General features: G+C 29.9%; 15 protein-coding genes and 1 tRNA gene. 15 read left to right on the forward strand and 1 reads right to left on the reverse strand.

The features are described from left to right. Position 1 precedes the first annotated feature (1 nt). The 12 genes from ptsP to ACL_RS02240 all read left to right on the forward strand — a co-directional run bounded on the left by ptsP (position 2) and on the right by ACL_RS02240 (position 11,206). On the forward strand, positions 2-1,714 hold the full coding sequence (gene ptsP, locus ACL_RS02185; RefSeq protein WP_012242388.1) for a phosphoenolpyruvate--protein phosphotransferase: 1,713 nt from the start codon (positions 2-4) through the stop codon (positions 1,712-1,714). Between the two features lie 11 nt (positions 1,715-1,725). After that, positions 1,726-1,814, forward strand: a tRNA-Ser gene (locus tag ACL_RS02190). A gap of 501 nt (positions 1,815-2,315) precedes the next feature. Beyond that, positions 2,316-3,047 (forward strand): Fic family protein, encoded by a 732-nt coding sequence (locus tag ACL_RS02195; protein WP_041634635.1) that lies wholly within the window; start codon positions 2,316-2,318, stop codon positions 3,045-3,047. Between the two features lie 19 nt (positions 3,048-3,066). Then, the gene (locus ACL_RS02200) at positions 3,067-3,489 is read left to right on the forward strand and encodes a DUF5071 domain-containing protein (protein WP_012242390.1); all 423 of its coding nucleotides are present in this window, start codon (positions 3,067-3,069) and stop codon (positions 3,487-3,489) included. Between the two features lie 330 nt (positions 3,490-3,819). Next, complete coding sequence (gene rlmD, locus ACL_RS02205; RefSeq protein ID WP_041633799.1) at positions 3,820-5,073, forward strand: 23S rRNA (uracil(1939)-C(5))-methyltransferase RlmD; 1,254 nt, start codon at positions 3,820-3,822, stop codon at positions 5,071-5,073. A gap of 192 nt (positions 5,074-5,265) precedes the next feature. Continuing rightward, positions 5,266-6,006 (forward strand): hypothetical protein, encoded by a 741-nt coding sequence (locus ACL_RS02210; RefSeq protein WP_012242392.1) that lies wholly within the window; start codon positions 5,266-5,268, stop codon positions 6,004-6,006. Between the two features lie 179 nt (positions 6,007-6,185). After that, positions 6,186-6,599, forward strand: a complete 414-nt coding sequence (locus ACL_RS02215; protein WP_012242393.1) for a hypothetical protein — start codon at positions 6,186-6,188, stop codon at positions 6,597-6,599. Between the two features lie 214 nt (positions 6,600-6,813). After that, positions 6,814-7,002: a hypothetical protein gene (locus tag ACL_RS02220; protein ID WP_012242394.1), complete on the forward strand. Its 189-nt coding sequence runs from the start codon at positions 6,814-6,816 to the stop codon at positions 7,000-7,002. 23 nt (positions 7,003-7,025) lie between these two features. Beyond that, positions 7,026-8,405: a chloride channel protein gene (locus ACL_RS02225; RefSeq protein ID WP_012242395.1), complete on the forward strand. Its 1,380-nt coding sequence runs from the start codon at positions 7,026-7,028 to the stop codon at positions 8,403-8,405. Positions 8,406-8,557: 152 nt separating this feature from the next. Then, the gene (locus ACL_RS07195; RefSeq protein ID WP_012242396.1) at positions 8,558-9,367 is read left to right on the forward strand and encodes a helix-turn-helix domain-containing protein; all 810 of its coding nucleotides are present in this window, start codon (positions 8,558-8,560) and stop codon (positions 9,365-9,367) included. 142 nt (positions 9,368-9,509) lie between these two features. Further along, positions 9,510-9,998, forward strand: a complete 489-nt coding sequence (locus ACL_RS02235; RefSeq protein ID WP_012242397.1) for a GNAT family N-acetyltransferase — start codon at positions 9,510-9,512, stop codon at positions 9,996-9,998. 131 nt (positions 9,999-10,129) lie between these two features. Beyond that, a complete protein-coding gene (locus ACL_RS02240; RefSeq protein ID WP_012242398.1) occupies positions 10,130-11,206 on the forward strand; it encodes a GGDEF domain-containing protein in 1,077 nt (358 codons plus the stop codon). Between the two features lie 63 nt (positions 11,207-11,269). Here ACL_RS02240 and ACL_RS02245 read toward each other — a convergent pair whose 3' ends face one another. Next, positions 11,270-12,757 carry a glycoside hydrolase family 13 protein gene (locus ACL_RS02245; RefSeq protein WP_012242399.1) on the reverse strand — a complete coding sequence of 496 codons (1,488 nt, stop codon included), beginning with the start codon at positions 12,755-12,757 and terminating at the stop codon, positions 11,270-11,272. Between the two features lie 191 nt (positions 12,758-12,948). On the opposite strand from ACL_RS02245, the gene ACL_RS02250 reads away from it, so the two are divergent. The 3 genes from ACL_RS02250 to ACL_RS02260 all read left to right on the forward strand — a co-directional run bounded on the left by ACL_RS02250 (position 12,949) and on the right by ACL_RS02260 (position 16,914). Then, a complete protein-coding gene (locus ACL_RS02250; protein WP_012242400.1) occupies positions 12,949-14,409 on the forward strand; it encodes a vWA domain-containing protein in 1,461 nt (486 codons plus the stop codon). A 125-nt stretch (positions 14,410-14,534) separates the two neighbouring features. Continuing rightward, the gene (locus tag ACL_RS02255) at positions 14,535-15,650 is read left to right on the forward strand and encodes a hypothetical protein (protein WP_012242401.1); all 1,116 of its coding nucleotides are present in this window, start codon (positions 14,535-14,537) and stop codon (positions 15,648-15,650) included. A 124-nt stretch (positions 15,651-15,774) separates the two neighbouring features. After that, positions 15,775-16,914, forward strand: coding sequence for a GGDEF domain-containing protein (locus ACL_RS02260; protein ID WP_158298322.1), 1,140 nt, complete (start codon positions 15,775-15,777; stop codon positions 16,912-16,914). The last annotated feature ends 4 nt before the right edge of the window (positions 16,915-16,918 follow it).

Here is a 16,918-nt window from a genome sequence, read left to right on the forward strand (position 1 = left end):
AATGACAAAACTTAAAGGTAATGGTGTATCCAGTGGTATAGCAATTGCTAAGGTACATCAATTCAAACTAAATAACATGTTTGCAATGAATAAGTATGCAACCGACAAAGCATTTGAAATCAAGCGCTTAGGGGATGCACTTTATAAAGCAGATAAGGAACTTGAAAATCTAACCAAGCAAGCTGAAGAAAGAATTGGGGTTGAACATGCCCAAATCTTTAGTGCGCAACAAATGATGATTAATGACCCTGAAATGATAAAAAATGCGCATGTTAAAATAAATGACTTTAATCTAGATGCTGCCTACGCATTTAAGCAAACTATGAGTGAAATGATAGATATGTTTGAGTTAAGTGATAATCCATACATTAAGGAACGTATCTCTGATTTAGAAGATATTTCAAATAGAGTATTACATATTTTAAGTGGAAAAACGCATAGTCTTTATGTGTTTAATGAAGATGTGATACTTGTAGCAACAGACTTAGTCCCTTCAGAAACAATCAATTTAGACACAACTTTTATTAAAGGTATTGTCATTGAAAAAGGATCTAAAACAAGTCACTCAGCAATTCTTGCACGTAATTTAGGTATTCCTGCAATTACGGGTGTTGATGTAAGTAAAATACATCACGACACACTTGCAATCATTGATGGACACACAGGGGATATTTTATTAGAACCTAGTGAAGATACCATCAAAACATACCAAACTAAACAGCAAGAAGCACTTAAATTACAATCAACGTATGAAACAATAAAAGACCTTAAAACAGCAACCATAGACAATCATGAAGTCCATTTAGCTGCAAACATTGGTGTTGATTTAGACATTCAAGAAGCACTAGATGCTAATGCTTCAGGTATTGGTTTATTACGTACAGAAAACCAGTATTTAGAATCTGATGATTTTCCAACCGAAGATGAACTATTTATCTTCTATGAAAAGGTAGCAACATCATTTGAAACTAATGAAGTCACTATTAGAACGCTTGATATTGGTGGCGATAAAAACTTAAGTTACCTCAATATGCGTAAAGAATTAAACCCATTTTTAGGTAATAGAGCAATCAGATATAGCCTAAGTTATCCATCATTATTTAAAACTCAGCTTCGTGCTATCTTACGTGCTAATACACATCAAAATATTAAAGTCATGTTTCCAATGATTTCAACTTTAAAAGAACTCATGGATGCGAAGAAGATACTAGATGAAACTTATCAAGCATTAAAGATTGAAGGACATGAAGTAAATTATCCAAAGATTGGTATGATGGTTGAAGTACCATCCGCTGCACTTGGTATAGAAAAGTTTTTACCACATATTGATTTCATCAGTATTGGAACCAATGACCTGATTCAATACATGTTTGCAGCAGATAGAATGAATGAACGTGTAGCATATCTTTATCAACCATATAATCCAATTCTTTTGTCCACCATCAAATCTATGATTGACAAGACTAATAAGCATGGTATAATAGTTAGCGTGTGCGGTGAAATGGCTGGCCATAAAGCTCAAAGTTTACTACTTATTGGCTTAGGTATCAAACATTTAAGCATGCATGCAAACTTAATTTTAGAAAACAAATACTTGATTTCTAAAACAACTTATAAGGCACTAGAAGAAATTGCCGAAAAAGCATTATTACTAGATCACCCTTACGAAGTTGAAGCACTTATAAATACATATATTAAAGGACTTAAATATTAAGTCCTTCACACGGAACAATACTCAAGAGGCTGAAGAGGCACGCTTGGAAAGCGTGTAGGGTGTAATAGCCGCGAGGGTTCAAATCCCTCTTGTTCCGCCATAATTTAACAATAGTGTTGATACAATAGTATCGACCTTACAGTATACGAAAATAGGGAGAATATCCCTTTTTTCTTTATAATAATACCGTTCTATTATAGGTTTCGCTTTGTGAGTTTAAACGCGCTATCAAAAATGTTAGTATAAAAACACAAATGGTCAATATAAAACACGAAAGCATAACACAAAAAACGATTGATTAAACTAAATTTGAATAGCTATATTGTGCCGATAACGGCATAATGTTGACTTAGCGAATAAACTATGATATACTGATATTGTGCCGATAACGGCATAATAGGAAGGTGAAGTAATGGAATACAAAAACATATCTTATTTTGCTACTAAATGGAATATTAAAGAAAGAAGAATTAGAGTACTTTGCACAGAAGGTAGAATACATGGTGTGAAAAAAGTTGGTAAAACTTGGTTAATCCCAGAAGATGCTCAAAAGCCTATTGATAAAAGATATCGACAAGTTAATGACTTGTTCTTTGATTCAATAGATTTTAGTATTATTGATGAAAAAAAGGATACAATTGATTCCCATCGACCATTCTCTCAAAACATGACTAGACAATTAAGAGATAAATTAATTATTGAATGGACTTATAATTCTAATGCAATTGAAGGTAATACACTTACTTTATCAGAAACAAAAGTAGTCTTAGAAAACGGCATAACAATTAAAGGAAAACCATTAAAAGATCATTTAGAGATAATTAATCATAAAGAAGCAATTGAATACATTGAAGACCTAGTCAGTAAAAACGTTAAACTTTCAGAATATGATATTAAAGCTGTTCATTATTTAATTTTGAAAGAGATTGATTCTACTAATGCTGGTAAATATAGACAAGAAAATGTGTTTATCAGTGGTGCTAAGCATGTGCCATCAGTATACTTAAATGTTCCATATGAAATGCAGAAAATGATTGAAAAATATCAAAGTTGGAAAGATTTACACCCTGTAGTAAGGGCTTGTTACTTACATGGAGAGTTCGTAAAAATACACCCATTTATCGATGGGAATGGTAGAACAGCAAGACTTTTATTAAATTTTGAACTCATTCAAAGTGGCTATCCACCCGTCGTAATCAAAACAGAGAATAGAGCGGATTATTATGATACACTAGATAAAGCGCATACAACAAATAATTATACAGATTTTATTAAAATTATTGTTGACTTGGTTAATGAGTCAGAGAATTTATACTTATATTTGATAGGTTAATAAGGAAGGGGGTTATACAATGACTGGTGATATTTTAAAACTATTGTCAGAGTTAAATTGGAATAATAAAGAAAAACAAACTATAGCGATTAAGGTATTATCAAGTAGGAAAGATTATAATTTTAAAATGCTAATTGCACCATTACAAAATGAATTTTATGAGAATCAAGGAATTTGGTGGAAAGATATTGCTTTAGGTTGTGCTATTGTACTAAGTAATAAGTCCGATAGTGAAATAATTAACTTATTACCCGATCTTCTAGTTTGGTTACAAGATTTGAATTGGCCGGGTGCAGTCGAAGTTTTCGAAAGGCTAAAGAAAATCCCATATTTATTAATAAAAAAATATTTGAATGATACGATTTATAAAGCACAAATAGAAAATGATGATCAGTGGATTGAATGGTTAACCCTGCTTAATAAAAGTCTTCTGACTCTATAGAATGTTAATAACATCGTATTATTGAATAATTATTTATGATTTGGATGTTTATTATTTTATATTTGTCAAGTATTAACATAAAAGAATAAAATAGCATTTCGACACAAACCTTTTAAGGTTTAATCATTATAACACACCTAAAATTAGATAGCCTGATAACTTAGTATCAGGCTTTTTTATCAAAACTGATACTATTTATAATTTTATTTATCATGAATACAAACTTGATATTTAACTAATATGGTCTCAATATGCTAAAATATGATGTGTGATAATTATTTGAAATAAGAAATGGTGGAAGTATATTTAATAACTTCTATAGCTAAAATAATGAGATTAAAAGTAAAAACAAATGATCTTGATTACCAAGGTCAAGGTGTAACAAGAATAGATGATAAAGTAACCTTTATAAAAGGTATGTTTGATGATGAAGTAGGCATCATAGAAATCACAAAATCAAAAAAGAATTTCCAACAAGCAAAACTTGTAGAACTTATTCAAAAAAATAAACAACGTGTATCTGAAAACTCTTTTGACTATGCACCGTTTTTTGGTCTATCCTTAAAAGCAGAATGCCTATGGCAACAAAAGATTACTAAAGAAACGATTAAAAAAATAACCAATTTAGATGTTGAAGTAGAAGATACTATCACAGATGGTAAGAAACTAAACTACAGAAATAAAATCACTTTACATGTGAAACATATTGGTGGTTCATTAAAGATTGGTACCTATGAAGAAAACTCTAATTATCTTGAACCGATTGAAACACATCATCTTGCACTACCTGTCATAAATGATAAAATTACAGTTTTAAATAAATGGCTCAAAACCTTTAAATTAGAAACGAATGATATTAAAAACTTTACCCTTAGAACAAACGGTAAAGATGTGATGCTTATCATTGGTATAAAACTTAAGTTTGAAGGTACAGAAAGCATCATAGATGAACTTAAAAAGCACTTTGAATCCATCTACCTAAATATTGAAAAAAGAAGTTTTGAAAACCTATCAGATGAATCGATTCATGTTTATGGTCTAGAGACCTTAAAGATGACATTTAATCACTTATCATTTGAAATAGGACCTGAAAGTTTCTTCCAGGTAAATAAAGATGTAGCAATTTTAATGTATGATGAAATTAAGAAACTTACCCAAAATCACACAGTCATTGATGCCTATGCTGGTATGGCAAGTATTGGTCAATATATTGATGCTAAAAAGGTATACGCAATTGAATCTAATCTAGATTCAATTATTCAAGCTAAGAAGATATTAAAGGTAAATCAAGTAGACCATGTAGAGTTGATTCATGGACAAGTAGAAGAAAAACTAGAAGCATACATTAAACATGCAGATGCTATAGTGTTTGATCCACCAAGAAGTGGATTAACGGAAAGTATTATTGAACTAGTAAAACTCAATCAGATTAAGACGATTGTATATGTGTCTTGTGATTTAAAATCACTAGCAAGAGATATCAATGGCTTAAAAGATTTATATGATATTAAAAAAATCATTCCAGTTAGAATGTTTCCGTCCACAATTCATATGGAAACAATTACCTTGCTTTCGTTAAAATAGCACTTATTGGACATCTATCACTTATCTGAAAATAGCATAAAAACATCAAACTTTTAATTTAGAAGGTTGGTGTTCTTTATTTTAGTACCACTAATATTATCTATTATACAAATAGTAAACTTCTGATTATTAATAATAATAAAGTATAATAAAAGGAAGGGATGTTAAGACGATAAATTAGGGGGATTCAACATGGTTTGGCTATCTAAACGTAGTAAAGATAATTTTTATGACACTTTAAAAATACTAAAAAACGAAAAAACAATGCATTTTGTATATGCAGAACTTAGAAAATATATTGAAAATACTTTTGGTATTACAGTATTCAACATAACTATAGATAAGTTTGGCTTTTTTGATAGACCAAAAAAGAACTCATTTTTTTATCAAAAGAAATATCTATTAGCCATTCATGTTTCATCTTACAGTGAGCGTGAAATGATGCAGAATAAAGTAAGTGTGGAACTTGCTAATTTTCCAACTGCTTATAAAATGGTAAATGACAAAATTAAGCAAGATTTAATAATGGATAAACTCATCGAACTAACTAAACTAAAGAACTTTAAAACTAAAATTAATAAAACTAATACTTATGTAGATTACCGTTTTGGTTTTACTACAGACTATGCTGAAATACTACTTGATAAAATAGAAAAAGGTATTACAAAAGAGATACTCAATGAATTTAAGGAAAAGGCTCATATTTGGCGTATCGAGAAAATGTTTTCAACTGTTACTATATTCTATTTTACAGAATTAGATAAAATAGAAAATGAAAAAAATGGCATTACACATATTATAAGAGATAGGTATTTATCTAGAATTAAAGAAATTGATAGTATCAATCTTTTTAAAGAAGAATATATTGTTTTTGATACCAAAGAAAATGTAGATAAAAATTACGGGGGTAATTTATTCTACTATTTCCGTTAGTTTTTAGTCTTCTTATTTAGTCAGATCTAAAGTAGTAAAGTGTTGGTCGTTAAATGCATAACCATTTATGCTTTCAGATTCATAAATAAAATATAAATAAGATAAGTAACTTTTAGTATTAAAGTTTAAAAACATCAGTAAATACTAATTGGTGTAATGTATATAAAGTAGGTATTCTAATGAAAAAGAAAATTATAGTGAATCCAGCGATTTATCCGGTTTTTATTATTGCCATAGTAGGCACGATAATACTCATTCAGAGATTGATAACAACTGAAACTTATATAAACACAGCTCAAGAAGTAGCAACTTATATATATATGCTAGCAATGGTTTTTTCTGTATTTTATTTAGGTAGATATATTATTAAACCTGTCCCATTGAGCTATGACAACAATGAAATAGTCATTAAAATGTATTTTAGAAACGATGTTCGACTTAGCTATAAAGAGATTGTAAAAGCTGAGTACTACAATCGATATATGAGATTAATTATTCATACGAAACATAAAAAATATAAATTTACATTTGTAATAAAAACTAGTGAATTGAAAGAAATACTAAAGAAAAAAGTGAAAGATTCTGATTTTTAGTTTTCACTTTAAAGTATCAATAATTATGTGGATTGTCTAGACAATTAAACCGATGATATATATTTTAGAAGATCTTTCGCAATTTCATCAGTTAAAAGTTGATAAATATTAATCTATTAATTACTGTAACTAATCTTGAAAATTTTCTGAAAAAAAATACTTTTATTTTATGAAAATGAGCGTATAATATTCATTTGGAAAGAGACGGTAAATCATGATGAAAGAAAAAACATCACTCAACCATATGTTGGTTATCGTATTATTATATTCAGGAATTACAGGTATTATTACAGGTTTATTTTTATACTTATTTCGCTACTTAAGTAGTTTATTATTAGAACTTACCTATTCGATATACTTATCAGTTCAGTCAAATCTATGGTATTTACCATTTTTTGAATAGGTTTAGTTGTTCTTGCTTATTTAGTGTCTCTACTTATTAAATGGGAACCTCATGCAGGTGGTGGAGCGATTTCAAGAGCGGCAGGGTTTGTTCGCGGAATTCTTTTATTTAATTGGTTAAAAACATTGATTTCAACATTCATTTCAGCTCAGTTAGTATTCTTTGCTGGATTACCATTTGGTATTGAAGGTCCTTCTGTAATCATGGGAACGGCAATTTCAGGTGGCGTAGATGATCTTGGAAAAGCACATCCAGCACATAGAAAATATTTACTTACTGCTGGTGCATCAGCTGGATTTTCAATCGCTACAGGCTCGATTTTTGCAGGAACGATATTTACATTAGAAGAGATGCATAAGAAGTTCTCCTTTATGCTTTTATCTGTTGCTATGAGTGGAGCTGTTTTTGCATCTGTAACTATGAGAATACTCGATTATGTATTCGGTAACCATACTGCATTTTTCTCACTGACAAATGAATTTAAAAATATACCATTTGAATTTATTTGGTTAGCACCTTTATTGGGCATTGGAGCAGGTTTATTAGCTGCAGGGTTTAATTTCCTAATTGACTTTTTTGGGAATATGAGTGCTTATAAATTCAAAAAAGTTCCACTTTTTGTGAAATTAACAATAAATTTCTTGCTTGTAGGTTTTGTTGGTTTATTTGTTATTGAAACCATTGGAAATGGCCATCATAGTATTATAGAACCGTTATTTGATAGACAGTTTAGTTTTGGTATGATTGTATTACTCATCGTTTTAAAAATTATTACAATTGTTGTATCATCAAGTGGTACAACAGGTGGGTTATTTATTCCTGTATTAGTGATTGGAGCTTTATATGCAGGTATATTTAATGAAGTGTCTATTTTAATTGGATTAAATAGTGAATATACAGCTGCAATTGTTTTAATTGGCATGAGTGTATTTTTTAGTACCTCCATGCAAGCACCTATTACAACCATAGCATTTATTATTGAAGCATCCCTTCATCCAGAAACAATCATATTTATGATGGTTGCTATTTTAGCAGGTATATTAATTGCAGAATTATTACATATGAAACCTTTAAATGAAATTGCTTTAAAAAGATTTATGAAGATTCAAGATCAAAATAGAGTCTGGAATTTATACAATGCTAAAGCAACCATTCAAGAAAATGCGTTTGTTATAGGGAAAACAGTAAGAGATATATTATGGCCAGCAAATACCCTCATTAAAGAGTTGATCCAAGAAAATCAACAAAATGCTACCAATATTGCTGTACATGGTGGAGACCGTGTATTAACATATAGAGATCAAATTCTATTTCAAATTCAATCATTTGATATTGAAAGAACATTAAAAGAATTACAGGATTTAATCGGTATTCAAGAAGTAGAAATAGAATTGATTAGATAAGTTGTGAAATACTAGTAAGTTGATACATATATTCTAACAATAAGTAAAAATACATTATTATCTCCATTATATAGAGTCATTCACGTTTTCGGAGATAAGGTATATTGAAAAAAGGACCTATAATAGACCTATAATAAATGTGGAGGTAACATATGGAACAGTTAAAAACAATCATTTTGGAAAGAAGAAAAACATTAAGACTTACTCAAAAAGAGTTAGCCCAAAAACTTAATGTATCAGACAAGGTGATAAGTAAATGGGAAACAGGCAGTAGTCTACCCGATATTACACTTATCAATCCACTCGCAGAACTACTAGGGATTACGGTATCAGAACTCTTAAGTGCTAAAGAATTGTCTAAACCTGTCTTAAATGAAGAGGTAAACCTTAAAATCATTACTAAATTTAAAGTGTTATACTTTATAGCTTTAGGTTTATTTATAGTATCTTTACTAATTTTCCCATTTGGAAATTATTTAGTGACCAAGAATGAAGAGGCAATTGGTATGATACTTATTGTCATATCTATCATATTTTTAATCAGTAGCATCATCACGTATTTAGTAAATAACGTATGGTTTAGAGGACTTTATACGAAGTACTTTTATAGAAAACCTTATGATTTAGTCTTCTATAAATATAACTTAGTAGTGATAGATATAGTAAGTATTACTTTATATGCACTAACACTTATGGTAAATCATTTAGCTTTTTTATTAATTATTGCAATCATAATCAGTACAATCATTTTCTTGGGAAAACATAAATTGGCTAAATCTACAATGTATATTTTTAAAAATAGAAATCAGTTATTGTTTATAATAGCATTATATTTAATAAGTTTACTGATATTTATTATTTCATATCTTTATGGTAAGTCATGGATGACAATCTTTTTTACAATACCTTTATATATATCTATCACAAGTTATAAGTTTTATCGACTAGACTACTCAAATTAATACATATGAAATGGCTTGATAATCATAATTTGATGTCAAGCCTTTTTTACCTTAAATAAGTATAATTAAGAAAACGTCTATTGTATCAATTATTTGCTATAATGATGTAAAGCATATAAAACAAAAATGGGGATAGATGAACATGGATTTTAATCATATCACTATAGAATATATTAGCGATATAAATTCTGAACAACTTCAAAATATAGAAAGATCAGATGTGAGTGAATCTTTTGTAGATTCCTTAGATTCTATTAATGCATATACGAATTATGGACTTGAGCATCATTTAAAAGGACATACATATTTAATAAAATATCAAAATGTACTTGCTGGTGTATTACTCATAGGAGAAGGGATTAGTTGGGAAACAGATCCTCTAGAACTCAAAGACGTGCCCTTTTACAGATTGATGGATTTTATAATTATTCAAAAATATAGAAATGTTGGATTGGGTTCTTTTGTGATTGAAAAAGTTATTTCTAATATGTATGAAGAATTTGGTGTAAGACCAATTGTCTTAGGAGTACATAAAGATAACATTGGAGCTGAAAAATTCTACTACAAGCACGGGTTTGTTAAAACAAACTATATGGACGACGATGATTATTACTTTATTCGCTGGACTTAGTCATAAAAAGGAAAAAAAATATAAAAACATATATCATCAAGTAAGTCAAATGTTTACAGTAATTAACGATAATGTGAAATTTATTAATTTATAGTGTATAATAAAACGAATCATTTTTTGGGAGAGAAAGCATGTTCATTAAATCTATGATTAAGGGTCTATTTTTTAATATGAACCCTTTATTTGAACGTAATAAGCATGACATTATACGTTACAATAAACAACTAATACCTATCGCATTTATTTTTTCATTGGTTACTATTTTAATCCCAATGTTTTTTTCACTATTTAGACCATCCATGCTAGAAACCTTACCGGCTTATCTAGTTATATTTAGTGTTTTTATACTTTTACTTATCCTATTTAACTTTAAACCATTTCATGAAAAACCTTTAGTGTTTGCTTATACATTTGGTATTGTTTTCTTTATATTTGTAGTATACCTAAGTATAGATAGATTTCAATCTAGACCAGCTGGTACTGCACTCATATTCTTTGTTGTTGCACCTATAATATTTGTAGATAAACCATATAAGATAAACATCTATTTAGTGTTAATGTTTATTATTCATACGATATTATCTTTTCAATATAAGACGTTTGATATAGCCTCAGTTGATTTATTAAACACATTTATCAGTCTTGTAGCTGGCATGTTATTTGGTAGAATCTTCTTAGTCACTAGATTGAAAAATTTTGATATACACAGAGCACTTTTAATAGAAAGAGAAACAGACTTTTTAACAGGTCTACCAAACCGCCGATCACTATTTGAATATGCTCAAAAAGATACATTTAAGGCATATAATTATATGGGTCTTATGATGTTTGATATAGACCGTTTTAAAAAGTATAACGATAACTATGGTCACTTAAATGGCGATCAAGTACTTACAGAATTTGCACGACTATTAGAAGTGTTTTCTAAAACATACCCAGTAAAATTTTACCGATATGGTGGTGAGGAGTTTATTGGAATCACGTACAACCTAGATAAATTAGAAATCATCAACCTAGCAAATCATATTAAAATGGATACCTTTAAATTGAAAGTACCGTTTGAACAAATCACTACAAGTATTGGTGTTACTGTTACAGATAAAACTGATAATATAGATATAAATGATTTGATAGAACAAGCAGATAAAGCATTATACTCTGGTAAAAACAGTGGTAGAAATAAAGTGATTTTTTACGAGAAAAAATAAATAAAAGTATAAGAAAAGGGCAGTTGTTTTTAGTGTGAACAGCTGCCCTTATTATTTAACTATTTAAACGCGTTTATATGGTGTATAGCTTTTTTGAGGTTTGGTTTCTGGTTTTAATACAACAAACCCGTATGGTTCTAATGTAAAATTCATGAGTCCAGCTAATAGCGTAACAGGTTTTGCTTTACCTAAAACAGTTTTAAAATTAGAATAATTCATTAATCTTGAATCTTTTAATAAGACAGTTTCAGAAACGTCCTCTTTAGATGGATTTATCGCGATGATACAAGTATCCTCAACTTTATCAGTAATACGCATATAACATAATAAGTCATCTGCATTTATGGCTATAAAATCACCAATTTTAAGAGATCTTTCTCTTTTATGAAGACTAATTAAAGATTGAGTCCACTTTAGAGTTTCATTTTTATCATTAAATAAATCCCAGTTCATCGGTGCTCTATTCATTGGATCGTTTGCACCATCCATGCCAAGTTCAGTACCATAGTATAGATTGGGTGAACCTGGGAGTGTAAACTGCATCACTTGAGCAAGACGTTGTAGTTCCAGTTTAGGTAGAAGATGCTTTAATCTTGCAACATCGTGATTATCAAGTAAATTCCAAGATTTTAATATGGGTTCAATACCGGCATCATCAATGGTATCTTTAAGCATATGAATCGCTTTATGAGGTGATAGTTCACCTGATAACAATCTTAAAGTAATCTCTCTAAATGTAAAATTCATAACGCCGTCAATAGATTTTAACCATTTTTCGGGATAGTTCCAAATCTCACCTACAATCATGACATCAAGTTTATCTTTTCTAGCATAATCTCTTAGTTCACTTAAGATATCAAAACCGATATCAAAAGCAACATCTAATCTCCAACCATCAATACCCATTTTAATATATGTTCTAATGACCGAATCATCTTGTTTGAAGATATAGTTTTTAACATCTTCATGCTCTAAATTAAGTTCAGGTAAACTTGGGGCATCAGCCCATAATCGAACACCTCTAGGATAGCTATCATTAAAATCAAAGAAGTGTCTAAAGCCCTCATGTTTAAGTGCTTTTTGAAACATTGGGTTTCCTACACCAACATGGTTAAACACACCATCTAGCATGATTTTCATATCATGAGCATGCACATTTTGAATCAGTTTTTTTAAATCCTCTTTTGTACCATATTCTTTAGATATCTCTAAAAAATTAGTTGCATCATACTTATGGTTAGAAAGGGATTCAAAAATAGGGTTTAAGTATAATACATCTACACCAAGATGTTTAATATACTCTAAACGTTCATTTAAGCTATTTAAATCTCCACCCCAAAAATCTAGTTCATGAGACCAATACCTATGTTCTTCTAAGAATGTACCTGGTTTTGGTAAACTATGCCAATCATTTAGCGTTTTAGGATATAGATATAACCCTTTTTTAGACTCTAAATGACTTGAAGGATTAAATCTATCCACTAAGACTTGATAAACTAATGCGCCATTTCGCCAATCATTTTCTCTTAATTTAAATTTATTATTATTCATGATTATCACCTCACTTTTAATTATAGACGAAATAAATTTAGTTTCTAGTAAAATCGTAAACATTCAATATACAAGCGGTTACGTAATAGAAAAATAGATCAATATCATCAATCTTTATAAGTTTTTATAATATTGGACACTTGTATTAAGAAGCTTTGATATAATGAACTTATAAAGGGAGGATTAGGCTCATGAAAAAAATAATAACTATAATATTTTTGTCTAGTTTATTAGTTGTTTTAGTTGCTTGTAGTGGTAACTATAATGGGGGTTACCTTCAAGATGAGAACTATAATTATATTTTTAATGATGATGAACATCAAGAAATAATAGAAAATCCATTTATTGATGTTTCTGTGAATAATAAATCTAACATATCCTTAAGTGCAAACACTGCATCTTATTCGTTTATCAGATCTCAAATTAATAGCGGACGCGCAGTAGATCGTAATGCCGTACGCATTGAAGAAATGGTCAATTTCTTCAATTATAACTATAATCAACCTGAAACAGATAAAACATTTGGGTTTAAATCTGAACTTATCCAAACACCATGGAATAATGAAACCCATTTACTATTAATAGGTTTAGAAACTAAACAGGTTGATTTAGGTGATATACCATCCAATATTGTTATTTTACTGGATGTATCTGGTTCTATGAGTGCTACAAACAAACTTTCACTAGCTAAAAAAGCAATGGAGTTATTAATCGAACAAATGAAACCTAATGATGTGATATCACTTGTTACCTATTCATCTGGTGAAAAGGTGGTTTTTAAGGGTAAAAGTATAGATGATATGGCCTATATGACAAGTCAAATCAGACTCTTAAAAGCAAGTGGTTCAACCGCTGGTAAAAAGGGACTTGATATGGCCTATAAGGTGGCAGAAGAATACTTCATTGAAGGTGGAAACAACCGCATTATTTTAGCAACAGATGGTGATTTTAACGTAGGTATTTCCAGTACAGATATGCTTATTGAATATATTTCTGAGAAAAGAGAAAGTGGCATTTACTTTTCTGCATATGGTTTTGGTTATGGTAACTTTAAAGATGAGAAGTTAGAACGCGTAGCTAAGGCTGGTAATGGGACATATCACTATATTGATGACATCATATCAGCTAGAAAGGCTTTTGTGGATAACATAGATGGTGTTTTATATACCGTTGCACGTGATGCAAAGGCTCAAATTGTATTTGATGCATCTGCAGTATTAGAGTATCGTTTGATTGGTTATGAGAATAGACAATTAACAGATGATGAGTTTGATGATGGTACAACCGATGCTGGTGAAATTGGTACAGGTCTTCAAGTGACTGCAATTTATGAATTAAAACTCAATGAAGGTGCTAGTGATGTTGGATCATTAACGATTCGTTATAAAAACCATGACATTACGGATGATACCCAACTTGAAGAAGCATTTACTGTTTTAAATGCAATTAATGAAAACCCAAGTGTCGATGCAAAATTCATTAGTAGTGTCGTAGAATTTGGTCTTATTTTAATGGATTCTAAATATAAAGTGGATGCGGATCTTGGTGCAGTATTAGAACGTATTGAAACAGAAACTTATAATCTAGAAGATTATTACAGAAATGATTTTATAGATGTATTAAACACCTATAAAGATATGACAACTTCTTAAACAAATATTCATAAAGGTGCCTAATTATAGGTTTATAATCGGGCACCTTTTTATTATAAGTAGGTTACATCATAACTCGTGATATAATCAAAATAGATTATGAACATGCTAAAGGGATAAAGTATATGATCATTAAAGAAGTTATAACCAAGAAGGAAGCTAAGTTATTTACCAACTTTCCTAATAAACTTTTCAAACATATAGGGGCTTATGTACCTGCTTTAAGTTTTGATGAGTTGAATGTCTTTGATAAGAATAAGAACCCTGCACATATGTACTGTGAAAGTGTAAGGTTTTTAGCCATTAAAGATGATAAAATCGTTGGACGTATTGCAGGTATTATTAATCATAAATATAACGAATCATTTGATACTAAAATAGTTAGATTTACCAGAATTGATATGATCGATGATATTGAGGTTACAACAAAACTCATAGATAGTGTGATAGGTTGGGGTAAATCTAAGGGTATGACAGAAATTATTGGTCCGATTGGTTTTACCGATATGGATCGTATGGGTATGCTTGTTGAAGGATTTGAGTACTTAAACATGTTTATCACCATTTGGAATCCACCGTACTATAAAGAACACTTAGAAACTTTGGGATTTGTAAAAGATGTAGACTGGATTGAATCCGTCATACCATGGCCAAGTGTGGTGCCTGAAAAAGTGACTAGAGGGGCACATATTACAAGACGCAGATTTGGTTATGAGTTAGTAAAATATAAAAGAAAAAAAGATATTTTACAACATATCTATGAAGCATTTGATGTATATAACAGAGCCTTTCATGACTTATATGGATTCTTTCCAGTAACTAAAGAAGTGATGGATTATTATATTAAACAAATGATTAGTTTAGTGAAACTAGATTTTGTATGGTTTGTTTTTGATAAACATAAGAAAGTGATTGGTTTTGGTTTAATGATGCCAAGCTTAGCGCTTGCGAATAAAAAATCAAATGGTAGACTTTTACCGTTTGGTTTGTTTAGATTATTACGTGCTTTAAAAAGATTTAAAACCATCGATTTTTACTTTATTGCCGTGGATCCAAATCACCAGGGTACAGGCGTATTATCGATGATCATGGAAGATGGTATCAAACAAGGTATTAAGTATGGCGTACTACAAGCTTTAACCGGTCCTGAACTAGAACTGAATGTAAAAATACAGACACAGTGGAAGGATTTTAATCCATCAAATTATAAACGTCGTCGCTGTTATAAAAAAAATATTTAAACGTAAGACTTATTAGAGATATTTTATAAATTGTTGTGATACAATGACTTATCAAATTAAATCAACTTTGTTTTAGTACGGGAGAGGTACTAGTAAAATGAATGTAGAAAATCTTTTTAGTATCATGATAGTTGTTTTCGCTGCAATTATAGCTTTATCACTAGCTGTAACACACCGTTATGTGAAAACAATTTATCGGGGCATAAATTTTTTAGCCATGGGTGTAGTGGGGCATATTATCGGATTTATAATTTATATTGGTCTTTATATACAGACTGATTGGATCAAATACTTTATTGGAAATGGTATCTTTTTATCAGGTACTTTTTTGCTGCATAAAGGTTTAAACCAGTTTATGGAACGAGAAGTGAGTTACAAAAGAGCATATAGTATCTTAAGCATTGGCGTTATTCTTGGTATCTTATTTTTCTTTTTTGAACCTAATTTAGTGTATCGTCAAAACTTAATCTCGTTTTTAATTATTTACCTTGTGGTAGAGATATTAAATAGTGTCATTAAATCTACCGATAAAATAAAAGCTACCCTAAAGTTTCCAATCTATGTATTTTGTACACTATTTCTACTACTTATGATGGCACGCTTTATCGCAGTGAATAATCATATAATATTAGAATTGATTCCAGGCCAAGACTTTACTTATAATTTTTTATCAAATATTATTGGTGGTATCTTATTTGTAGTATTAGGTTTTATGATTTCTGTAATTATTAATATTAGAGCAATAACCGATTTGAAAATAGAACGTGCCCTAATGGAAAAAATCTCAGTAACAGATCACTTAACTGGTTTACCAAACCGTTTAGCTTTAGAAAAGTATGTATCTAAAATAGAACATAATGGTCAACCTTATGCAGTCATCATTGCAGACATTGATGAATTTAAGAAAATAAATGATACCTATGGTCATATGATTGGTGATAAAGTAATTGTAGAATTTTCTAAAGCGTTACTTAATTTAAATGATGATCGTATGTTTACAGCAAGATATGGCGGTGATGAATTTGTCACAATTGTTAAACGCTTTGAATCAGTAGACACATTAAAGAGTAATATTGCTAAGACAATTAGTACGATAGGCACACAAATTAAAGTCAATGAGCATCATTTTAATTTAACCCTCTCAGTTGGTGTTGCAATCTATCCTCATCATGGTACTGAAATTTATGAACTTATTCATAAAGCAGATGCAGCTTTAGGGGATATTAAAACAAGTGGTAAAAACAGTATAAGGTTTTATGTATAAAAAA

The sequence above is a fragment of the Acholeplasma laidlawii PG-8A genome (genome assembly GCF_000018785.1).
In the GTDB taxonomy this organism is placed as follows: domain Bacteria; phylum Bacillota_I; class Bacilli_A; order Acholeplasmatales; family Acholeplasmataceae; genus Acholeplasma; species Acholeplasma laidlawii.

Excerpts from the sequence above, each read along its gene's own strand:
- ACL_RS02200 (WP_012242390.1), top strand. The coding sequence starts at position 3,067 with ATGACTGGTGATATTTTAAAACTATTGTCAGAGTTAAATTGGAATAAT.
- ACL_RS02250 (WP_012242400.1), top strand. The coding sequence starts at position 12,949 with ATGAAAAAAATAATAACTATAATATTTTTGTCTAGTTTATTAGTTGTT.
- ACL_RS02255 (WP_012242401.1), top strand. The coding sequence starts at position 14,535 with ATGATCATTAAAGAAGTTATAACCAAGAAGGAAGCTAAGTTATTTACC.
- rlmD (WP_041633799.1), top strand. The coding sequence starts at position 3,820 with ATGAGATTAAAAGTAAAAACAAATGATCTTGATTACCAAGGTCAAGGT.
- ACL_RS02210 (WP_012242392.1), top strand. The coding sequence starts at position 5,266 with ATGGTTTGGCTATCTAAACGTAGTAAAGATAATTTTTATGACACTTTA.
- ACL_RS02240 (WP_012242398.1), top strand. The coding sequence starts at position 10,130 with ATGTTCATTAAATCTATGATTAAGGGTCTATTTTTTAATATGAACCCT.
- ACL_RS02215 (WP_012242393.1), top strand. The coding sequence starts at position 6,186 with ATGAAAAAGAAAATTATAGTGAATCCAGCGATTTATCCGGTTTTTATT.
- ACL_RS02260 (WP_158298322.1), top strand. The coding sequence starts at position 15,775 with ATGATAGTTGTTTTCGCTGCAATTATAGCTTTATCACTAGCTGTAACA.
- ptsP (WP_012242388.1), top strand. The coding sequence starts at position 2 with ATGACAAAACTTAAAGGTAATGGTGTATCCAGTGGTATAGCAATTGCT.
- ACL_RS02235 (WP_012242397.1), top strand. The coding sequence starts at position 9,510 with ATGGATTTTAATCATATCACTATAGAATATATTAGCGATATAAATTCT.
- ACL_RS07195 (WP_012242396.1), top strand. The coding sequence starts at position 8,558 with ATGGAACAGTTAAAAACAATCATTTTGGAAAGAAGAAAAACATTAAGA.
- ACL_RS02245 (WP_012242399.1), bottom strand. The coding sequence starts at position 12,757 with ATGAATAATAATAAATTTAAATTAAGAGAAAATGATTGGCGAAATGGC.
- ACL_RS02220 (WP_012242394.1), top strand. The coding sequence starts at position 6,814 with ATGATGAAAGAAAAAACATCACTCAACCATATGTTGGTTATCGTATTA.